The sequence below is a fragment of the Mesorhizobium sp. M7A.F.Ca.US.008.03.1.1 genome (genome assembly GCF_003997495.1).
Taxonomy (GTDB): domain Bacteria; phylum Pseudomonadota; class Alphaproteobacteria; order Rhizobiales; family Rhizobiaceae; genus Mesorhizobium.
This window is the reverse complement of sequence record NZ_RZRU01000016.1, coordinates 40,355-56,864: the sequence shown is the minus strand read 5'-3', so window position 1 is coordinate 56,864 and position 16,510 is coordinate 40,355. Positions and strand designations below refer to the sequence as shown.

The following is a 16,510-nucleotide window of genomic DNA, read 5'->3' as shown; positions in this document are numbered from 1 at the left end:
CTCCCCCGCAAGGAGGGAGATTGGCAGCTTCGCCGTTTCGCCCGCCTTCCAACCCTGAAAATTGACGAAGGCCGTCGTGACGTCCGATCTCCCCCCTTGCGGGGGAGATGTCCGGCAGGACAGAGGGGGGTGCGAAGGATCGCTACTTCGGAGATGATGACGGCGGAAGCCGTTGGCGCCAGACACTTCAAACCCGGTAATCATTGTGCCAGGCCGTCCGCTGGTTCCCATTCGCGTCATGGCGCTGTAAATCCCGTTCGCGCCATGGCTGCTGAATAGTGCTGGGAGGTTTGCGTGTCCGATTTTGTGAAGGTCAGCCGCGACGGCGACGTCGCCGTCGTCATCATCGACAACCCGCCGGTCAACGCGCTGAGTTTTCATGTCCGCGAGCCGCTGATGCAGGCGCTGGTCGAGCTGCGGGATGATGCGTCGGTTGCCGCCATCGTCATTGCATGCACCGGCCGGACCTTTGTTGCCGGCGCCGACATCACCGAATTCGGCAAGCCGATGCAGCAGCCGGAGTTGCGCTCCATCGTGGCTGTGCTGGAGACCATCGCCAAGCCGACGGTCGCCGCCATCCACGGCACCGCGCTCGGCGGCGGGCTGGAGCTGGCGCTGGGCTGCCATTTCCGCGTTGCCGACGCCGGCGCCAAGCTCGGCCTGCCCGAGGTCAAGCTTGGCCTGCTGCCGGGCGGTGGCGGCACGGTGCGGCTGCCGCGCCTTGTCGGCGCGGTGAAGGCGTTGAAGATGATCGTTTCCGGTTCGCCGATCGGCGCGACCGAGGCGCATGCCGCCGGCCTCGTCGATGCCGTCTTCGATGGCGATCTGACCACGCATGCCGTGAACTTCGCCAGGGAAATAGCCCGCAAGGGTGGTCCCTTCACGCCGGTGCGTGATCGCAATGAGGGGCTCAAGGAGACCGACCTCGCGGCTTTCGACGCCGAGGCAACGGGCCTCGCCAAAAAGGCGCGCGGGCTCGAGGCGCCGATCGCCTGCGCGCAGTCGGTGCGCAATGCCGTCACGCTGCCCTTCGACGAGGCGCTGGCGGCGGAGCGTGCGCTGTTCGTCAAGCTGGTAGCCAGCGACCAGTCACGGGCGCAGCGCCATCTGTTCTTCGCCGAACGTGAGGCGGCAAAGCTTCCCGGAAAGGACATCGTCAAGCGCAGGATCGCCCGTGTCGGCATCATCGGCGCCGGTACGATGGGCGGCGGCATCGCCATGGCTTTCGCCAATGGCGGTTATTCCGTAACCTTGCTGGAAACTAGCCATGAGGCATTGCAGCGCGGCTTGGCGACGATCGACAGGAACTACTCGGTGTCCGTCACGCGCGGATCGCTCAGCGACGACGCGAAGCGACAGCGGCTCGCCCAGTTCAAGGGCTCCACCGACTATGCCGATCTCGCCGATTGCGACCTGATCGTCGAGGCGGTGTTCGAGGACATGGCGGTCAAGAAGGAGGTTTTCGGCAAGCTTGAAGCCGTGGCCAAGCCGGGCGCGATCCTGGCCACCAACACCTCCTATCTCGACATCAACGAAATCGCCGCCTCGACCTCGCGGCCGCAGGATGTGCTCGGCCTGCATTTCTTCTCGCCGGCCAATGTCATGAAGCTCTTGGAGATCGTGCGGGCCGACAAGACCGCGCCCGATGCGCTGGCGACCGTTGTCGACCTGGCTCGGCGGATCGGCAAGGTGGCCGTCGTCGTCGGCGTATGCCATGGCTTCGTCGGCAACCGCATGCTGGCCGCGCGCGGCTCGGAATCGGAAGCGCTTCTTGTGGAAGGCGCAACCCCGCGCCAGATCGACCAGGTATTCACCGATTTCGGCTGGCCGATGGGGCCGTTCCAGATGAGCGATCTCGCCGGTCTCGACATTGGCTGGCGAAACCGCAAGGCGCGTGGCCTGTCGGCCGTGATTGCCGACACGCTGTGCGAACAAGGACGTTTCGGCCAGAAGACCGGCCGGGGTTTTTATCTCTACGAGGCTGGCGCGCGCTCGCCAGTGCCGGATCCCGAGGTTGAAGCGCTGATCCGCGACAAGGCCGCCGAGAAGGGTATCGCGCCGCGCGAGATCAGCGCGGAAGAAATCATCGAGCGCACGCTTTACCCCCTGATCAACGAGGGCGCCAAGATCCTGGAGGAAGGCATAGCGGCCCGTGCGTCCGACATCGATGTCGTCTGGGTCAATGGCTACGGCTTTCCCATCGGCAAGGGCGGACCGCTGTTCTGGGCTGGCCTTGAAGGCCCGGCCAGGATCATCGAGCGGCTCGAATACTGGCATCAGCGCACCGGCAAGGACGTGTTCAAGCCGGCGCTGTTGCTGAAGCGGATGGCCGAGACCGCATCGTGGGAAGCTGGGGGCTAAGAAGACTTACCGGATCCGTGCGTCGATGATCTCGACGAAGCGTGCGAACAGGCCGGCCTGCGACTTGATCTTGAGCTTGCGGTAGATGTTGCGGCGATGGACCTTCACGGTGCCTGGCACGATGCGCATCGCCCGGGCGATCGATTCCGTAGAATGCCCCTGCAGCACCAGGTCGACGACATGCTTTTCGCGCGGCGTCAGCGACAGGCTCTGCCAGATATGGGCGCGGTCGAACTCGTTGACCACGGCGGCCGTCTCGTCCTGCTTCGATTCCGCCGTCTCGTCGGCCGGAAGGGTGGGCCAGCGCAACCTGGCGAAGCCGATCACCGCCGGAGCCATGTCGCGCAGCAATCTGGCATCGGCGGTGCCGAATGGGCCTGAAGCGCGCAGCCGCATCAGCGACAGCACGAGCGCATCCTTGCCCGGCAGCGGCACGAAGAAGCCGACCTCCTCGGCCAGCCTGGTCTGGCTGTAGTAGGAGCGAAAATACTCGCTGGCATAGAAGCGGTCCGGCGCCAGTTCCCGCATGCGCCAGAACCCTTCCTTGCGCTCGACCGCCGCGTGGTGGAACGGGTCGAGCAGATACGGGCCTTCCTGGTATAGCGCAACGAAGACGTGGCTTTCGGCCGGCGAGAAGGTTTCGAACAGCAGCGGCGGGCGCGAGGCGCCGCGATAGCCGAAGATCACGCAGTGGTCGAAGCCGACATGGAGCCGCAGCCAATCGACCAGCGCCTTGCCAAAGAGGTCGCCGCTGGTCTCCCGCGTCGCCGCGACGAGCGTGGCGAGTTGGCTGTATTCGTCGCTGCGGGACAATCCATACCCCCTTAAACGAGAAAATAGACCAGATATACCACCTGAGAGGTATATACTAGCCGCCATTGGCTCTGGTAGCGTCCCGATATTGCCCTGTTGCTGGAGCCATCAGCCTTGACCGCAGTGCCCGACATCGAGTTTCGCGGCGTCACCAAGCGCTATGGCGCGGTGACCGCGGTCAGCGGCATCGATCTCGCTGTCCCGCCCTCCGCCTTTGTCGCGCTGCTGGGACCATCCGGCTGCGGCAAGACGACCTGCCTGCGCATGATCGGCGGCTTCGAGCAGCCGAGCGAAGGCCAGGTGTTCATTCGCGGCCAGGACATGGCCGGCACGCCGCCCTACCGGCGGCCGGTCAACATGGTGTTCCAGCAATATGCGCTGTTTCCGCATCTCGATGTCGAGGACAATGTCGCCTACGGGCTGCGCCAGGCGCGGCCAAGGCTGTCGGCGCGCGAGATCGCCTCACGAGCGGGCGAGGCGCTCGAAATGGTGCGGCTCGCCGGCTATGGCCGGCGCAAGATCCACGAACTGTCGGGCGGCCAGCAGCAGCGTGTGGCGCTGGCGCGAGCCCTGGTCAACAAGCCGGCGGTGCTCTTGCTCGATGAGCCGCTGGCGGCGCTCGACAAGAAGCTGCGCACCGACATGCAGATCGAGCTGCAGAACCTGCAGCGCGAGATCGGCATCACCTTCGTGCTGGTCACCCACGACCAGGAGGAAGCGCTGTCGATGAGCGATTTCGTCTGCGTCATGAATGGCGGCCGCATCGTCCAGCTCGGGCAGCCGAGCGAGATCTATGACGAACCGGCCGACCTGTTTGTCGCCGACTTCGTCGGCAAGACCAATCTCTTGAGCGGTACCGTCGCCGGGCATTCGGGCGATCTGGTGGAGGTGGCGCTTGCAGACGGTACCGTCATTGCGGCGCGCAAGCGGACCGCCTTGCGGCAAGGCGAGGCCGTCTCGGTCAGCCTGCGTCCTGAATCGCTCAGTCTCGGCGCTCGGACAAGCGGCCCATTCAAGGGCATCGTCCGCAACCGGATCTTTCTCGGCTCGACGGCGGAATACGCGATCGAGGTCCAGGGGATCGGAACGCTGCTGGCCAAGGCCGATCATCTGATCGGCCACGGCAATCTCTTCAAGCCGGGTGAACCCGTCGCCATCGGCTTTGCCTCCGGAACGCCGCTGGCGTTTGCGGAGACCAAGAACAACGGGGCCAACCAGAGGGTAGAAAAACATGTCGAAATCATATCGTGACGGACTGCCGATAAGCCCCGAGAATTTCGTCGACCAGCTGATGCGTCTGAAGCGCGGCTCGATCGGCCGCCGCGACTTCCTCGGCCTCACCGGCCTTGGCATTGCCACGGCAGTGATGGCGCGCGAGATCGGCATCATGCCGACATCAGCCTTTGCCGCCGAAAGCCTTGGCGACCGCATGTCGATCGCCACCTGGCCGAACTATCATGACCCGGCGACCTTCGAGAATTTCAAGAAGGACACCGGCGTTGCCGTCGAGGTCAACGTCTTCGGCTCCAACGAGGAGATGCTGGCCAAATTGCAAGCCGGCGCCTCGGGCTGGAGCCTTTTCGTGCCGACCAACTACACGATCTCGACTTACAAGAAGCTCGGCATCATCGAGCCGCTGGAGATGGCGAGGCTGCCGAATTTCGACGGCTCGCAGGAGGATCCGCGCTTCACCGGGGAAGGCACGATCGAGGGGGTGACCTATGCGGTGCCGAAGAACTGGGGCACCACCGGCTTTGCCGTCAACACCAAGAAGCTGACCAAGCCGATGACGAGCTGGAAGGAGTTCTGGGACACTGCCATGGCGGAAGGCGACAGCCGCACCATGGTGCACGACTACCAGCTGACCACGATCGGCAATGCGCTGAAATATTACGGCTACTCGTTCAACTCGCTCAAGCCAGACGAACTGGCCAAGGCGGAGGAACTGCTGCTGAAGGTCAAGCCGCATCTGTTCGCGGTCTCCTCCGACTACCAGCCGGGGATGCGCGCCGGCGACGCGTGGATGACGATGTGCTGGACGAACGATGGCGCGCAGCTGCATCGCGATATTCCCGAGATCGCCTATGTGCTGGGCAAGGAAGGCGGCGAGATATGGACCGACTTCTACGCCATTCCGAAGGACGCGCCGAACAAGCCGGCCGGCTACGCCCTGCTCAATTACCTGATGAACCCGCAGGTGGCGGTGAAGGAGCATTTGGCCAATGGTGCGCCGTCTACCGATGCGCGGGTCAACAAGCTGCTGCCGAAGGAGGTGCTCGACAATCCGATCCTCTATCCGGCAGCCGACCTGTTGACTCCGCTGGAATTCGGCGCGGCGGCAACGCTGACCGATCCCGGTCGTGCCGAGCTGATGGCGCGCTTCAAGTCGGCCTGAGCGACGGCCTCAAATTCGATTCAGATAACTTGACCGGCGGGTTCATACCCGCCGGCACGGGGCAAATCTCTCCATGCACGGCAGCCGTCTACGCAGGAATCTTCTGACCGCCATGCTGCTCGGTCCGGCGACTGCGTGGCTGGTGGTGTTTCTGGTGCTGCCATTCATCGCCATCGCGGTGTTCAGCGTCGGCGAACGAGCGCCGGAAGGCGGCTACCAGGCCGCCTTCACTTTCGCGCAATATGCCAATCTTCCGGCGCGGGCGACCGCCTTCTGGAACACGATGGTGCTGGCGCCGGTGGGAGCGCTTGCCTGCCTGCTCGTCGCCTACCCGGTTGCCTATTATCTTGCTCTGCGCGCACCGCAGCGCTGGCGGCTGATCCTGCTTGCGTTGGTCGTCATCCCGTTCTGGACCAGCCTTCTGATGCGGACCTATGCCTGGATGTATGTGCTGGGCGGGCGCGGCATCCCGGCATTGCTTGCTTATATCGGGTTCGAGGATATCAGGCTGATCAACACGCCGGGCGCCGTGTTGCTCGGCATCGTCTATGGGTATCTGCCGCTGATGATCCTGCCGATCTATGTCAGCCTCGAGCGGCTTGATCGCAGGTTGCTGGAGGCCTCCGCCGATCTCGGCGCGACGCCGCTCTCGACCTTCCTCGGCGTGACGCTGAAACTGTCGCTGCCGGGCGTGATGACCGGCTTCTCGCTGGTCATGATCCTGCTGCTTGGCGAATATCTGATCCCGACGCTGCTCGGCGGCGGCAAGGTGTTCTTCATCGGCAATGGGCTGGTCGACCTGTTCCTGCAGTCGCGCAACTGGCCGTTCGGATCGGCCATCGCGATCACGCTGGTGCTGGTATCGGTGGTGGTGCTGATTGCCGCCAACCGCATCTCGACCCGGGTTTCGGGCGCGCGCCGGGTGGATCTGATCTGATGCGCGCCTTCGTCATTGCGGTGTTCGCCTTTCTCTATCTGCCGATCGCGCTGGTCGTGCTGTTCTCCTTCAACGCCGGCCACCATGCCAGCGAGTTCACCGGCTTTTCGGTGCAATGGTACGGCAAGGCACTGGCGAACCCATTCCTGGTCGAAGCGCTGAAGAACAGCCTGTTCATCGCCACCACCAGCGCCTTGCTGGCGGCGTTGTGCGGCACGGCGGCAGCACTCGGCCTGGCGCGCGTCGGCATCAGAAAACGCGCGGTCTTCGACGCGCTTCTGGGCGCCGCGATCGTCGTTCCGGGTGTCGTCATCGGCATTTCGACACTGGTCGCGCTCGTTCAGCTCTTTGGCGTCGTCAATCCGTTCCTCGCCTCGATCTGGCCCGACGACCAGCCGCCGCGCCTGGCGCTCGGCTACGGCTCGATCGTCGCGGCGCACGGGCTGTTCTCGATGGCGCTGGTGACGATGATCGTCGGCACCCGGCTCGGCAGCCTCGACCGCAATCTGGTCGAGGCGTCGAGCGATCTCTACGCCACGCCGTTGACGACGTTCCGCTCGATCGTGCTGCCGCAGATCATGCCGGCGGTTGTCGCAGGCTTCCTGCTCGCCTTCACCTTCTCTTTCGACGATTTCATCATCGCCTTTTTCGTCGCCGGCGCGCAGACGACGCTGCCGATCTATGTCTTCGCGTCGATCCGGCGTGGCGTGACGCCGGAAATCAATGCCATCGCGACGATCGTGCTCGTCGCCTCCGTGCTGCTTGTGGTGCTCGCCCAATGGCAATTGCGCCAACGCAAACCATCGAACTGAAAGCCGCATCATGATCCTCAAAGACCGCATCGCCGTGGTGACAGGCGCCGGCTCCGGCATCGGGCGTGCCGGCGCGATGATCATGGCCAGGGAAGGCGCGGTGGTCGTCATCGCCGACAGGGATCAGGCTGCTGGCGAAGCAACGGCTTCTGACATCCGGGCGGCGGGCGGGAAGACCGACGCGATCGCCACCGATGTCGCTGACGACGCGGCGGTCGAGCACCTCATTGCCGGCACGCTCGACAGGCATGGGCGCATCGACATCCTGCACAATCATGCCGGCATCCAGGTTGGCGGCACGCTGACCGAAGTCGAGGTCGGCGGCATGGATGCATCGTGGCGGGTCAATGTGCGGGCGCAGTTCCTGGCGGCCAGGCTGGTCATGCCATCGATGGTCGCACGAGGCGGCGGCGTCATCCTCAACACCGCCTCCAATTCCGGCGTGTTCTACGACCGCGAGATGATTGCCTACGCAACCTCCAAACATGCGGCGGTGGCAATGACACGGCAGATGTCGCTCGACTATGCCCGTCACAATGTCCGCGTCAACGCGCTCTGTCCGGGCTGGGTCGATACGCCGTTCAACGAACCGTTCATCGCCCAGATGGGCGGACGCGAGGCGATCGAAACCTATGTCCGCACCAAGATCCCGATGGGCCGCTGGGCCAGCGCCGATGAGATCGCCGAAGCGATCCTGTTCCTCGTCTCCGACCGCTCATCCTTCATGACCGGCCAGGCGCTGGTGATCGACGGCGGTGAAAGCATCGGCTGAGACCATGTTTCGATCGTCACCCTGCCCTCGGGAACGTGAATCGTTTTGCGCTGCCAGCATGGCAAGCGACATCGGCCGCCACCCAAAGGGCGTCGTTGAAAATATAATCCTCTCCATTTTCTTTCACCCGCTATTAGGCATAAGAAATCTGCTCGCCAAAACGATGCCAATGACTATGTCGATAGCGAATTAAGTTGTCCGGAAGCCAGTAACGATCGGTCTTTGTATCGTGGCACCGTTGAGATGAAGCCCACCCGATATGGACCGTGCTGGGATTCCAGTGCATGGTCAATCGGCCTTTGTATCCGGGGATCTACTCAGGCTTGGGAAAGGCGAATATGCGGAGGGATTGGCTGGCGGAACGATGATGTCTTGCACCGCTACATCGGTTTCTTCAAGGTGGGTGCAACTACGGATCTAGCTGTCTTTGCTCGACGATTTGACCGGAAGGTTACCCCACGATGCCAATCTTGAATCGACGATTGGGAGCCAAGACTCTGGCGCGCCCGGCACGACATCTCGGAGACCTGGCGGCGATGTTTGTCCTGATTGCCAGGCCGCTCGTCTTTGTGATCGCCCTTTTGTTGGCTGGTCATGCACAGGCGCAAATGCCGGCGGCCGCCGCACCTGAAAGGGTCAAACAGCTGTTTGAGCTTCTCGACGATCCGTCGGTGAAGGCTTGGGTGGCCGAACAACGAAATCAGGACGCCGGATCAACGGGGACACCTGCCGGGGCGGGCGCTCCGCCGGCCGACACGTCGGGCGGCGCCGCGGCTGCGCCAGGCCAGATGAACACGATGGCCTCCTCGACACTCGATCGGATCAAACATCATATTGAAAAGATCGTTCGAACCTTGCCCTCGCTGCCGGGCCAGTTTGCGCGCGTCCGGGCCAATACTATGGACGATATGTCCAACAAAGGCCCTGCAAGCATATTGGTGCTGGTTGCGATCTTCATCGCCGCTGGCCTGGCGCTCACCTGGGCAACGTACAAGCTCACCCGTCCATTTCGTCTTTGGGTCATCGCACAGCCGAAAGATACGCCCATTGGGCGGGCCAAGAAAATTGGCGGTCGCACGCTTTATTCCAGCATGATGATCGTCTCGTTCGGCCTGGGTAGCGCCGGCGCGTTCATGTTATTCGATTGGCCAATGCTTATCCGCGAAATTGTGCTGACATTTCTGATCGCTGCGGTCTTTACATGGGGGGTGCGCCTGTACGTCATGGCCACGCTCGTCCCTTCCTTCATGAACGTCGAGAACGCCGTCGAGGTTCGTGCTTTGCCGATCACCAACGAAACGGCCGACCATTGGTCCTATTGGCTACCCCGGATCCTTGGGGTCTTCGCCTTCTTCGGCGCCGCGTTCATCCTCTTGCCCGGTCTCGGCATCGACCAGGACGGAATGATGGCCCTGACGGTCGGCGCCGATTTCGTGCTGCTGTTGCTCTTCCTGCTGGCCATTTGGCGTCGGCCAAAAGCAAGGCGAGACGGTGCGAGCCACAGCGGTCACACGGCAAAGACATGGTTGTTGACTGCTTATTTCGTCGTTCTGTTCCTGGAGCGCATCGCAGGCCTTTACATTATCTTCTGGTTTACCTTCGCCGCATTCTTCCTGCCCATGGCAATCGTATTGACCGAGCGCGGGGTCAATTTCGTCCTGCGGCCGGGTTCGGAAGATGCTGGCCGGCCTACGATCGCAGCGGTGACGATCGCAGCCATCGACCGGGGAATCCGGATGATTTTTATCCTGGCGGCGGCTTATCTTCTCGCGCGTGTCCTGGGTCTGGACATGCAATCCATGCGGGACAGCGATAAGACCGCTACGCTCATACTGCGCGGATTGATCAATGTCGTGGTCATTGCGCTTGCTGCCGATTTCGGCTGGTCGATCATCAAGGCTTTGATCGAACGAAAGCTGGGCATCGAGATGCCGCACGCAGCAATGGGAGAGGAGGAAATCCTGACCATCGACCCACAACAGGCGCGGTTGCGCACGCTTTTGCCGATTATCCAGAACATTCTGCTCGCAATGATCGTCGTGATGGCGGTGCTGATGATGCTCGCCTCAATCGGTATCCAGATCGGCCCGCTGATCGCCGGCGCTGGCGTCGTCGGTGTCGCCGTGGGCTTTGGCGCACAAACCGTCGTCAAGGACGTTATTTCAGGCGTGTTTTTTCTGCTCGATGACGCCTTTCGTGTCGGCGAATACATTTGCTCGGGCAGCTACAGGGGTACGGTGGAGAGCTTTTCGCTGCGCTCGGTGAAGCTGCGCCACCATCGTGGACCGCTGTTCACAATACCTTTCGGTGAACTTGGGGCCGTCCAGAACCAGAGCCGTGACTGGGTCACCGACAAATTCAACATCACTGTCGGCTATGACACCGACATCGACTTCGCCCGTAAGCTGATCAAGCGAATCGGCCTCGAACTGGCGGAAGATCCCGAGTTCAAACACTGGGTGCTCGAACCAATCAAGATGCAGGGCGTACAGGAGTTCGGCGAGTACGGCATCGTATTGAGGGTCAAGGTCACAACCAGACCGGGTGGCGCCTTCAGCATGAAAGGCAGATTCTATTTACGCCTCCGCCAGGCCTTCAAAGAGCAGGGCATCGAACTCCCATTCCCAACCGTCCACGTTCAGGGGCTGCAGGACTCACATGGGGCAGAGGATGCACCATTGGAGATCACACCCGAGTTGAAAATGGCCGTCGCGCAGTCGCACACCAATAGGCGCAGAAAGAAAGCTGGCACAACCGAGTAGGAAAGCTGTGGGTTCCGTCGCAAATTTTCAGCAAGTTTGTTGCGGCATGAATGCTCTTCGATTTTTTGGGAGCCTCGTGATCAGGGTCCTGGCTATCACCATTCGCGACCAATCTCCGGATTTGCGACACAACCTTCAATTGTCCTGAGGTATCTTTCAGGAGGCAATTGCTATGTTGTCGGCGTCGCCCTTAAAGCACTGAAAAGAACTATAAGCTGGCTGACCGTGACGGCATTTACGTCCGCGTTATGGCCAGGGCGCGATCTAGGCACATATGGCCGAGACGGTATCTGTCGCGCGCTATGGTACTTCGCGTACACAAACGGATACGACTAATGGGATCTGATTCCCCTGCATTAGTTCCGCCAGTCCAGAATGAGGCGGCCTATCTTGACTCTTGGCTCCAATGACTGAGTACCCGCGCCTAGCCTACAGCATGAAAGCCGTTCGCAAAGCAGGCGACCGGCTGGCAAAACCTATTCAGTTCGGACGAGACATCACTGTCGGCCAGTATGTGGACGCACTCGAAATTTTCTCAATCGCCAATAGTTGGCGCGACTCGCACTTTCTGCCGATGCGCAGCGTTCGGTTCTCTGTCGGTCATCACATAAGAGCCCTAAGACTGAAGGGCGACATGGCATCCCGGCCGAAGCGCATGGCATCCATTCGTCGGAAGCTTCGAGAGTCCACCACCAATTTGGACACCATGAACGACATCGGCGGTTGCCGAGCGATCATGGCCGATATCAAAGGTGTTCGCTCGCTTCTCGCATCGATGCGAGACAAGTTTCCCCATGAGATCCACTCTAGGGAGTTTAACTATATCGATGAGCCGAAGCCGGACGGGTATCGAAGTCACCATATTGTTTTCCAATACCGACCCAGAGATGCCGACACCGAGGCTTTCGACGGACGACGCATCGAGCTGCAAGTTCGTACCAAGCTTCAGCACTCATGGGCAACTGCTGTTGAGGCTGTCGGGCTATTTCGGGGCCAGGATTTGAAGCACGGAAAGGGCGACCAGGATTGGCTGCGCCTTTTCCAGCTTATGTCGGCGGAATTCGCGTACGTTGAGCAGTGCCCCGTTCATATAAGTGTTCCGAATCACAATGACCGGGTCCGAGAATTGCGGGATATCAACAAGCGTATAGATGCGACCGGCATACTAGAAAAAATCAATAATACTACCAACTGCCCAGAAAACTTCGTGCATCAAGCGGAAAAGAACCGATACTATTTGCTTCAATATGGAAAAGATCATAAACTTTCCATCGAGCCGTTCTGGGCGCTTATATTAGGCGCACAAAAATTGAAAGAGATAGAGCAAAAAATCGAGCTAAGGGGCATTGAGGTGAAGGCTGTCTTGGTCGAGGTGGATAAGAAAGAAAAGCTTGTTGAAATGTATCCGAATTACTTCGGAGACGTTTACTTGTTTGCTCGTAATCTGAAATCCATCTGCACGGGAAAAGCGGCTATCGAATACAGCTAAAGTGTGTCGCGTCTGAACGGATTCAGGCGACCCGCTTTAGATCTTTGTTTTTATGCATGTCGTTCTCCCAAAACCGAGGTCACTTTTGGGCGACATGCATTAGCCTGCACAGGTGGTCGCTCCGAACCCTACGAAAGGCCCTATTATGGTCGGCTTAAGCGGCGTCGCTTCAGTGTTAAGTACCTGCGGCGAGGCGCTTGCCGCGATACCATCAAGGCTGCGACCGGCCCGTGCATCGTCGTTCATGCCAGGGGCTGCGCGTGAATTATGGCGGAAGTCACATTCGGAGAGGTCGCGGTGCAGATGCTTTTTTGCGCAAGGCTGATAGGCGCCGCGCATGCCGCGCTTGAAGATGCTGGCGCGCCGGGCATTTTGGCAGTGTTACTCAGCCGCCGGGGGCAGGTCATCCGATGGGCAGGTCATCCCGATCTCGGGGTGACATCGGGCGACCGCCGCAGTCTGGGCGCGTGCGAAGCGTCTCATCGAATGACAGTGACAAAGATCACCGTTAATCGAGCATGGCCTCGACGGTGGCGACAAAGTGGTCGAGCGAGCGATCCCCGCGAATCTCGATGCGCGGAAGGTCGATGGGATCGCAATTAAGGTCCGCCGGCCCGTGTCTGCTGCCGAAGCCGATTCGATAGCCGGACTCCTTGGCCAATCTGCCGAGCCGTCGGTCGGTGACAGAGAAGGGTGCCGCGAACGCCGAGGTTGGTCGACCGGTCCAACGTTCGATGAACATACGAGAGCGCAGCAGTTCGGCGGCCAAGTCAGAGCTCGACAGACCATCGATCGCGCGATGCGTCGCGAGATGGCTTCCGAAGAACGCACCTTCGGCGGCAAGCCGCCGCACCGTCCCGGCATCCATAAGCTGCGTCGGCGGACCGTTTTCGGCATCCCACTGCGCGCTTTCACCCACTAGGTCAGTCACCAGGAACACTTCCGCGGTCAGGTCGTTCGCGCGCAACGTCGGCCAGGCCCGATCGGCAAAGTTCTGGAAGCCGTCATCGAAGGTGATGAGCACTGGGCGTCCAGCGAAAGGCTGACAGTTGGCAATGGACCATTCCAGGTGCTCGGACGTGATCGCGTGAAAGCCATTGGCGCGCAGCCATGCCATCTGGCTGCCGAATGCGGCGGGCGTTAGCCGAAAACGGGCGAGCGCGGGCGGACCTTCATCGGCGACACTATGATACATGAGGACAGGGACACGTGGCCGCCGCTCGCTGCGCGCGACGTCGCGGCGCAAGGCCCGCGCCCCGCCCCAGACGATATTTCGGGCGACCCCGAGTCCGATGGGCGCATGGATCGGCACATGATCAATGCTCGGTTCGGTCACGACATCGTCCGGTGACAGGCGGCGGAAGCGGTCTATGCGATAGAGCTCGGTCTGGATTGACTGCTCGAGGACGAGACCTTCGGTCGCTGCCAGCGTCTCTGATATCGTTTGTGCACCGAATGTGTTCCAGTCGAAGCCCGTCCTTTCAACATTGTCACGCAGCACGAATGCGTGTGCGCTGATGAAGCTGCCGCCAGGCGCCAACGCCTCGGCGAATTTCCTGGCAATGCGCCGCAACTCGGCGAGATCATCCAGATAGTAGAGCACTTCCGAACAGAAGATCAGATCCATCTCACCCGGCAGCGTGTCGGCGGAGAAATCCAACAGGCCGAATTCAATGTTCGGCTGATCGCTGCATCGCGCGCGCGCCCGTCCAACGGCTATGGCGGAGATGTCGGTTGCGGTCAAATGGCCCACTCGCGGCGCCAACTGGCGCGTGAAGTGGCCCTCCGCGCAGGCGAGCTCAAGCGCCCGTCTGATGGGACCGGCAGGCAGAATTTCGAGCTGCCGCTCATATTTTTCCTGCTCATAGGACGAACCGTAGTTCCAGGGATCCTCGGTCGCGAAATAGCCATTCCAGAACGACGTGCGATTCTCGTCGTGCCTGACCCGTGCACGGCGCGGCGCGGCGGAAGGCACCGCAGGCTCGGCGCTCGACCGAACCAACTCCCGCGCTTGCGCAGCCGATCGCGCGAGTTTGCCGAAGTGGCTGTCCGGATCAGGCCCGCGTTCGGCTGTGCCTGACAATGCCCGGGCTGCAAGCGTGTTCGGAATATTGGCGCCAGCCTCCTTTTGCGGTGCGAAATCCCGGATCAGTTCAATCCAATGATCCCTTGTCACTGTCCCGAGCACGCCGAATTGTACGACGGCCTCGATGTGGCCATCCATCACCAGGTAGGCATAGATTTGGTCGATTCCTTCCGGCAGTTCGGTCGAGGTCGGATTTCGAGCGTCGACGCGGATTCCAAGTGTTCGCGCCAGCCTGCGCGGCGCGCCAAGATCGTCGGCCTCGAGAAGCATTTGCTCAAGCTGATACTGGATGCGGCGAGCCGCTGCGGGATTGTCCCATACCTTGCCGAGTTCGGTAATCAACTCGGTGATGGCGCCGCCGAACCTTCCCCACCCGGCAGCCAGTTGCGCCGGCACAGACAGGCTTCCCACCGCAAGGCCATTGACGGCTACCTTGGCGATCTCACTCGCCCACTTGCGTCCGGCCGGAAGCGCGCGCAGGGACTGCGGGTTGATCGAGCCCGAGCCGCCTCCGCAACCCGACGCGGCGTTCCACAATGCGAACCACGCCAGTGCTTCGGAAGCGGTGCGGCCATCCGCCGAATTCGCTCCGTTGGCGTGGATAGACGCCGGGTGTTTGACTCTGGAGTCGGCAGAGAAGCCACGGGCGATCACGATTTCCGCGTCGGCCAGCATCTGAGATGAATCGCGGGTGAGCGAGTTGGGGCTAGTCCGGTAGAAGGCGAGCGGCTCGTCGACCATTACCCAATTTCTGCCGAGACGGGCGAGACGCTGCCACAGATCCCAGTCCTCGCACGTGCGCAGCGACACATCGAAACCGCCCAACTCGACGATTGTCTCCCGGTCGACCAGCAGCGCGCGAGCGGCGATGGCACACCGGCGGGCAAATGTTTCGAAGGGCTGGATCGCAACCTCTGACGAGATGCTCAACGGGATAAGTTCGCCATCGGGCATCACGCGCTGAGAACCGCAATAGGCGGCCACTGAATGGGGCGCGGCCTCCAGTGCGGCTAACATTTTCGCGAGGAAGCTGGCGTCTACCCAATCTTCCGCATCCAGAAACATGAGCCAGTGGCCGCGGGCCGTAGAAATCCCGCTATTGCGCGCGCTAGCGGGGCTATGCGTGCAAGAACTCAACGTCCGAAATCGGGCATCTTGTTCCACATAACCAGCAATGATCGCGGGGGTGCGGTCCGTGGAGGCGTCGTCAACGATGATCGCCTCCCAATCCACGATTTCCTGATCGAGAAGGCAATCGAGTGCGCGCGCCAGCGTGACCTCCGCGTTGTGCGCAGGAACCACAATTGAAACCAATGGATTATGCGCCATGCCGTCTTACCCACGCTTGGTTCGAAGGTACAAAAGTCCCGAGACATAGCCGGCGATTTCCTGCCAAAGGAAACGGTCATCGAGCATTCTGCGTCCAAACAGTCTTCTGTGAACTCTTCCGAGCCGTCGCGCCACCATTGGCTGGAGTGCGATCCTGCTCCTGTCGTGCTAGCAATGTTGGAAGCTTGGCGCGCATCCGTGGGGCCGTGTTCGGGCGCCAGCTGTCGCAGATGCATGTCAAAGCCTAGCATGCCGTATACTCATGTCGATCCCTGGAATCGGCACCATGACCACAAGCTGCCGGTCCGTGGCACCTAGCTAGTGCAAACCGACGTCCTTTGCAATCGAGGGCGCAACAAAGCAAGCCCACTGAAGCTTTGGTTTGAATGACTGCAGCTTTTGGGGGCCTATTGCTCCCTCTTATCGACCGAAACACCTCGATTCCGGGCTGCATTCTCGAACGGCGGTTGTTCGTGCGAAAGAAGGTTCTCCTTCTACTGATGAGCTCGCCACGAAGCTGATGGTGGCAGTATATAGTCGGGATAGAGACAATATGCTGCCCGCTGGAACAGTTATTTTAGCCATCTCTAATGACAATACGTTACTTGGACCAGATACAATAGAAATATAATGGCGCCGTATTACTTTTCCACGTAGTAGATTACGTCAAAAGGATAATTAGATTAGCCAAAATGTTTGCTACAACAGAGAGGTGCTAGATCGATACCAACCGGAACTCGTGCTTTGCTGTCAG

The 16,510-nt window shown here is 60.8% G+C and carries 10 protein-coding genes and 1 pseudogene; 8 read left to right on the top strand and 3 right to left on the bottom strand.

What is annotated here, in order from left to right; translation table 11 throughout:
- The first annotated feature begins 294 nt into the window (after window positions 1-294).
- Window positions 295-2,361 (top strand): 3-hydroxyacyl-CoA dehydrogenase NAD-binding domain-containing protein, encoded by a 2,067-nt coding sequence (locus EOA16_RS21365; RefSeq protein ID WP_127260040.1) that lies wholly within the window; start codon window positions 295-297, stop codon window positions 2,359-2,361.
- Between the two features lie 6 nt (window positions 2,362-2,367).
- On the opposite strand, the gene EOA16_RS21360 is transcribed toward EOA16_RS21365, so the two are convergent.
- Window positions 2,368-3,174 carry a LuxR C-terminal-related transcriptional regulator gene (locus tag EOA16_RS21360; RefSeq protein ID WP_127260039.1) on the bottom strand — a complete coding sequence of 269 codons (807 nt, stop codon included), beginning with the start codon at window positions 3,172-3,174 and terminating at the stop codon, window positions 2,368-2,370.
- Window positions 3,175-3,288: 114 nt separating this feature from the next.
- Between EOA16_RS21360 and EOA16_RS21355 the strand changes: the two genes are divergently transcribed.
- The 7 genes from EOA16_RS21355 (at window position 3,289) to EOA16_RS21325 (ending at window position 12,341) form a co-directional block, all read left to right on the top strand.
- Window positions 3,289-4,425 (top strand): ABC transporter ATP-binding protein, encoded by a 1,137-nt coding sequence (locus tag EOA16_RS21355; RefSeq protein ID WP_127260038.1) that lies wholly within the window; start codon window positions 3,289-3,291, stop codon window positions 4,423-4,425.
- Complete coding sequence (locus EOA16_RS21350) at window positions 4,406-5,569, top strand: spermidine/putrescine ABC transporter substrate-binding protein (protein ID WP_127260037.1); 1,164 nt, start codon at window positions 4,406-4,408, stop codon at window positions 5,567-5,569. Before EOA16_RS21355 ends, EOA16_RS21350 begins: the two co-directional genes overlap by 20 nt.
- A gap of 73 nt (window positions 5,570-5,642) precedes the next feature.
- Window positions 5,643-6,506 (top strand): ABC transporter permease, encoded by an 864-nt coding sequence (locus tag EOA16_RS21345; protein ID WP_127260036.1) that lies wholly within the window; start codon window positions 5,643-5,645, stop codon window positions 6,504-6,506.
- Complete coding sequence (locus EOA16_RS21340; protein ID WP_127260035.1) at window positions 6,506-7,318, top strand: ABC transporter permease; 813 nt, start codon at window positions 6,506-6,508, stop codon at window positions 7,316-7,318. The genes EOA16_RS21345 and EOA16_RS21340 overlap by 1 nt, the downstream gene beginning before the upstream one ends.
- A gap of 10 nt (window positions 7,319-7,328) precedes the next feature.
- On the top strand, window positions 7,329-8,090 hold the full coding sequence (locus EOA16_RS21335) for a glucose 1-dehydrogenase (protein WP_127260034.1): 762 nt from the start codon (window positions 7,329-7,331) through the stop codon (window positions 8,088-8,090).
- A gap of 536 nt (window positions 8,091-8,626) precedes the next feature.
- Window positions 8,627-10,852 carry a mechanosensitive ion channel family protein gene (locus EOA16_RS21330; protein WP_127260033.1) on the top strand — a complete coding sequence of 742 codons (2,226 nt, stop codon included), beginning with the start codon at window positions 8,627-8,629 and terminating at the stop codon, window positions 10,850-10,852.
- Window positions 10,853-11,288: 436 nt separating this feature from the next.
- Entirely contained in the window at window positions 11,289-12,341 is a 1,053-nt protein-coding gene (locus EOA16_RS21325) for a RelA/SpoT domain-containing protein (RefSeq protein ID WP_164754346.1), read from the top strand.
- A 99-nt stretch (window positions 12,342-12,440) separates the two neighbouring features.
- Here EOA16_RS21325 and EOA16_RS33290 read toward each other — a convergent pair.
- Window positions 12,441-12,698, bottom strand: a pseudogene (locus EOA16_RS33290) (hypothetical protein); the annotation flags it as partial.
- Window positions 12,699-12,849: 151 nt separating this feature from the next.
- Window positions 12,850-15,756, bottom strand: a complete 2,907-nt coding sequence (locus EOA16_RS21310) for a trifunctional glycosyltransferase/class I SAM-dependent methyltransferase/polysaccharide deacetylase (protein WP_127260031.1) — start codon at window positions 15,754-15,756, stop codon at window positions 12,850-12,852.
- Window positions 15,757-16,510: the final 754 nt, after the last annotated feature.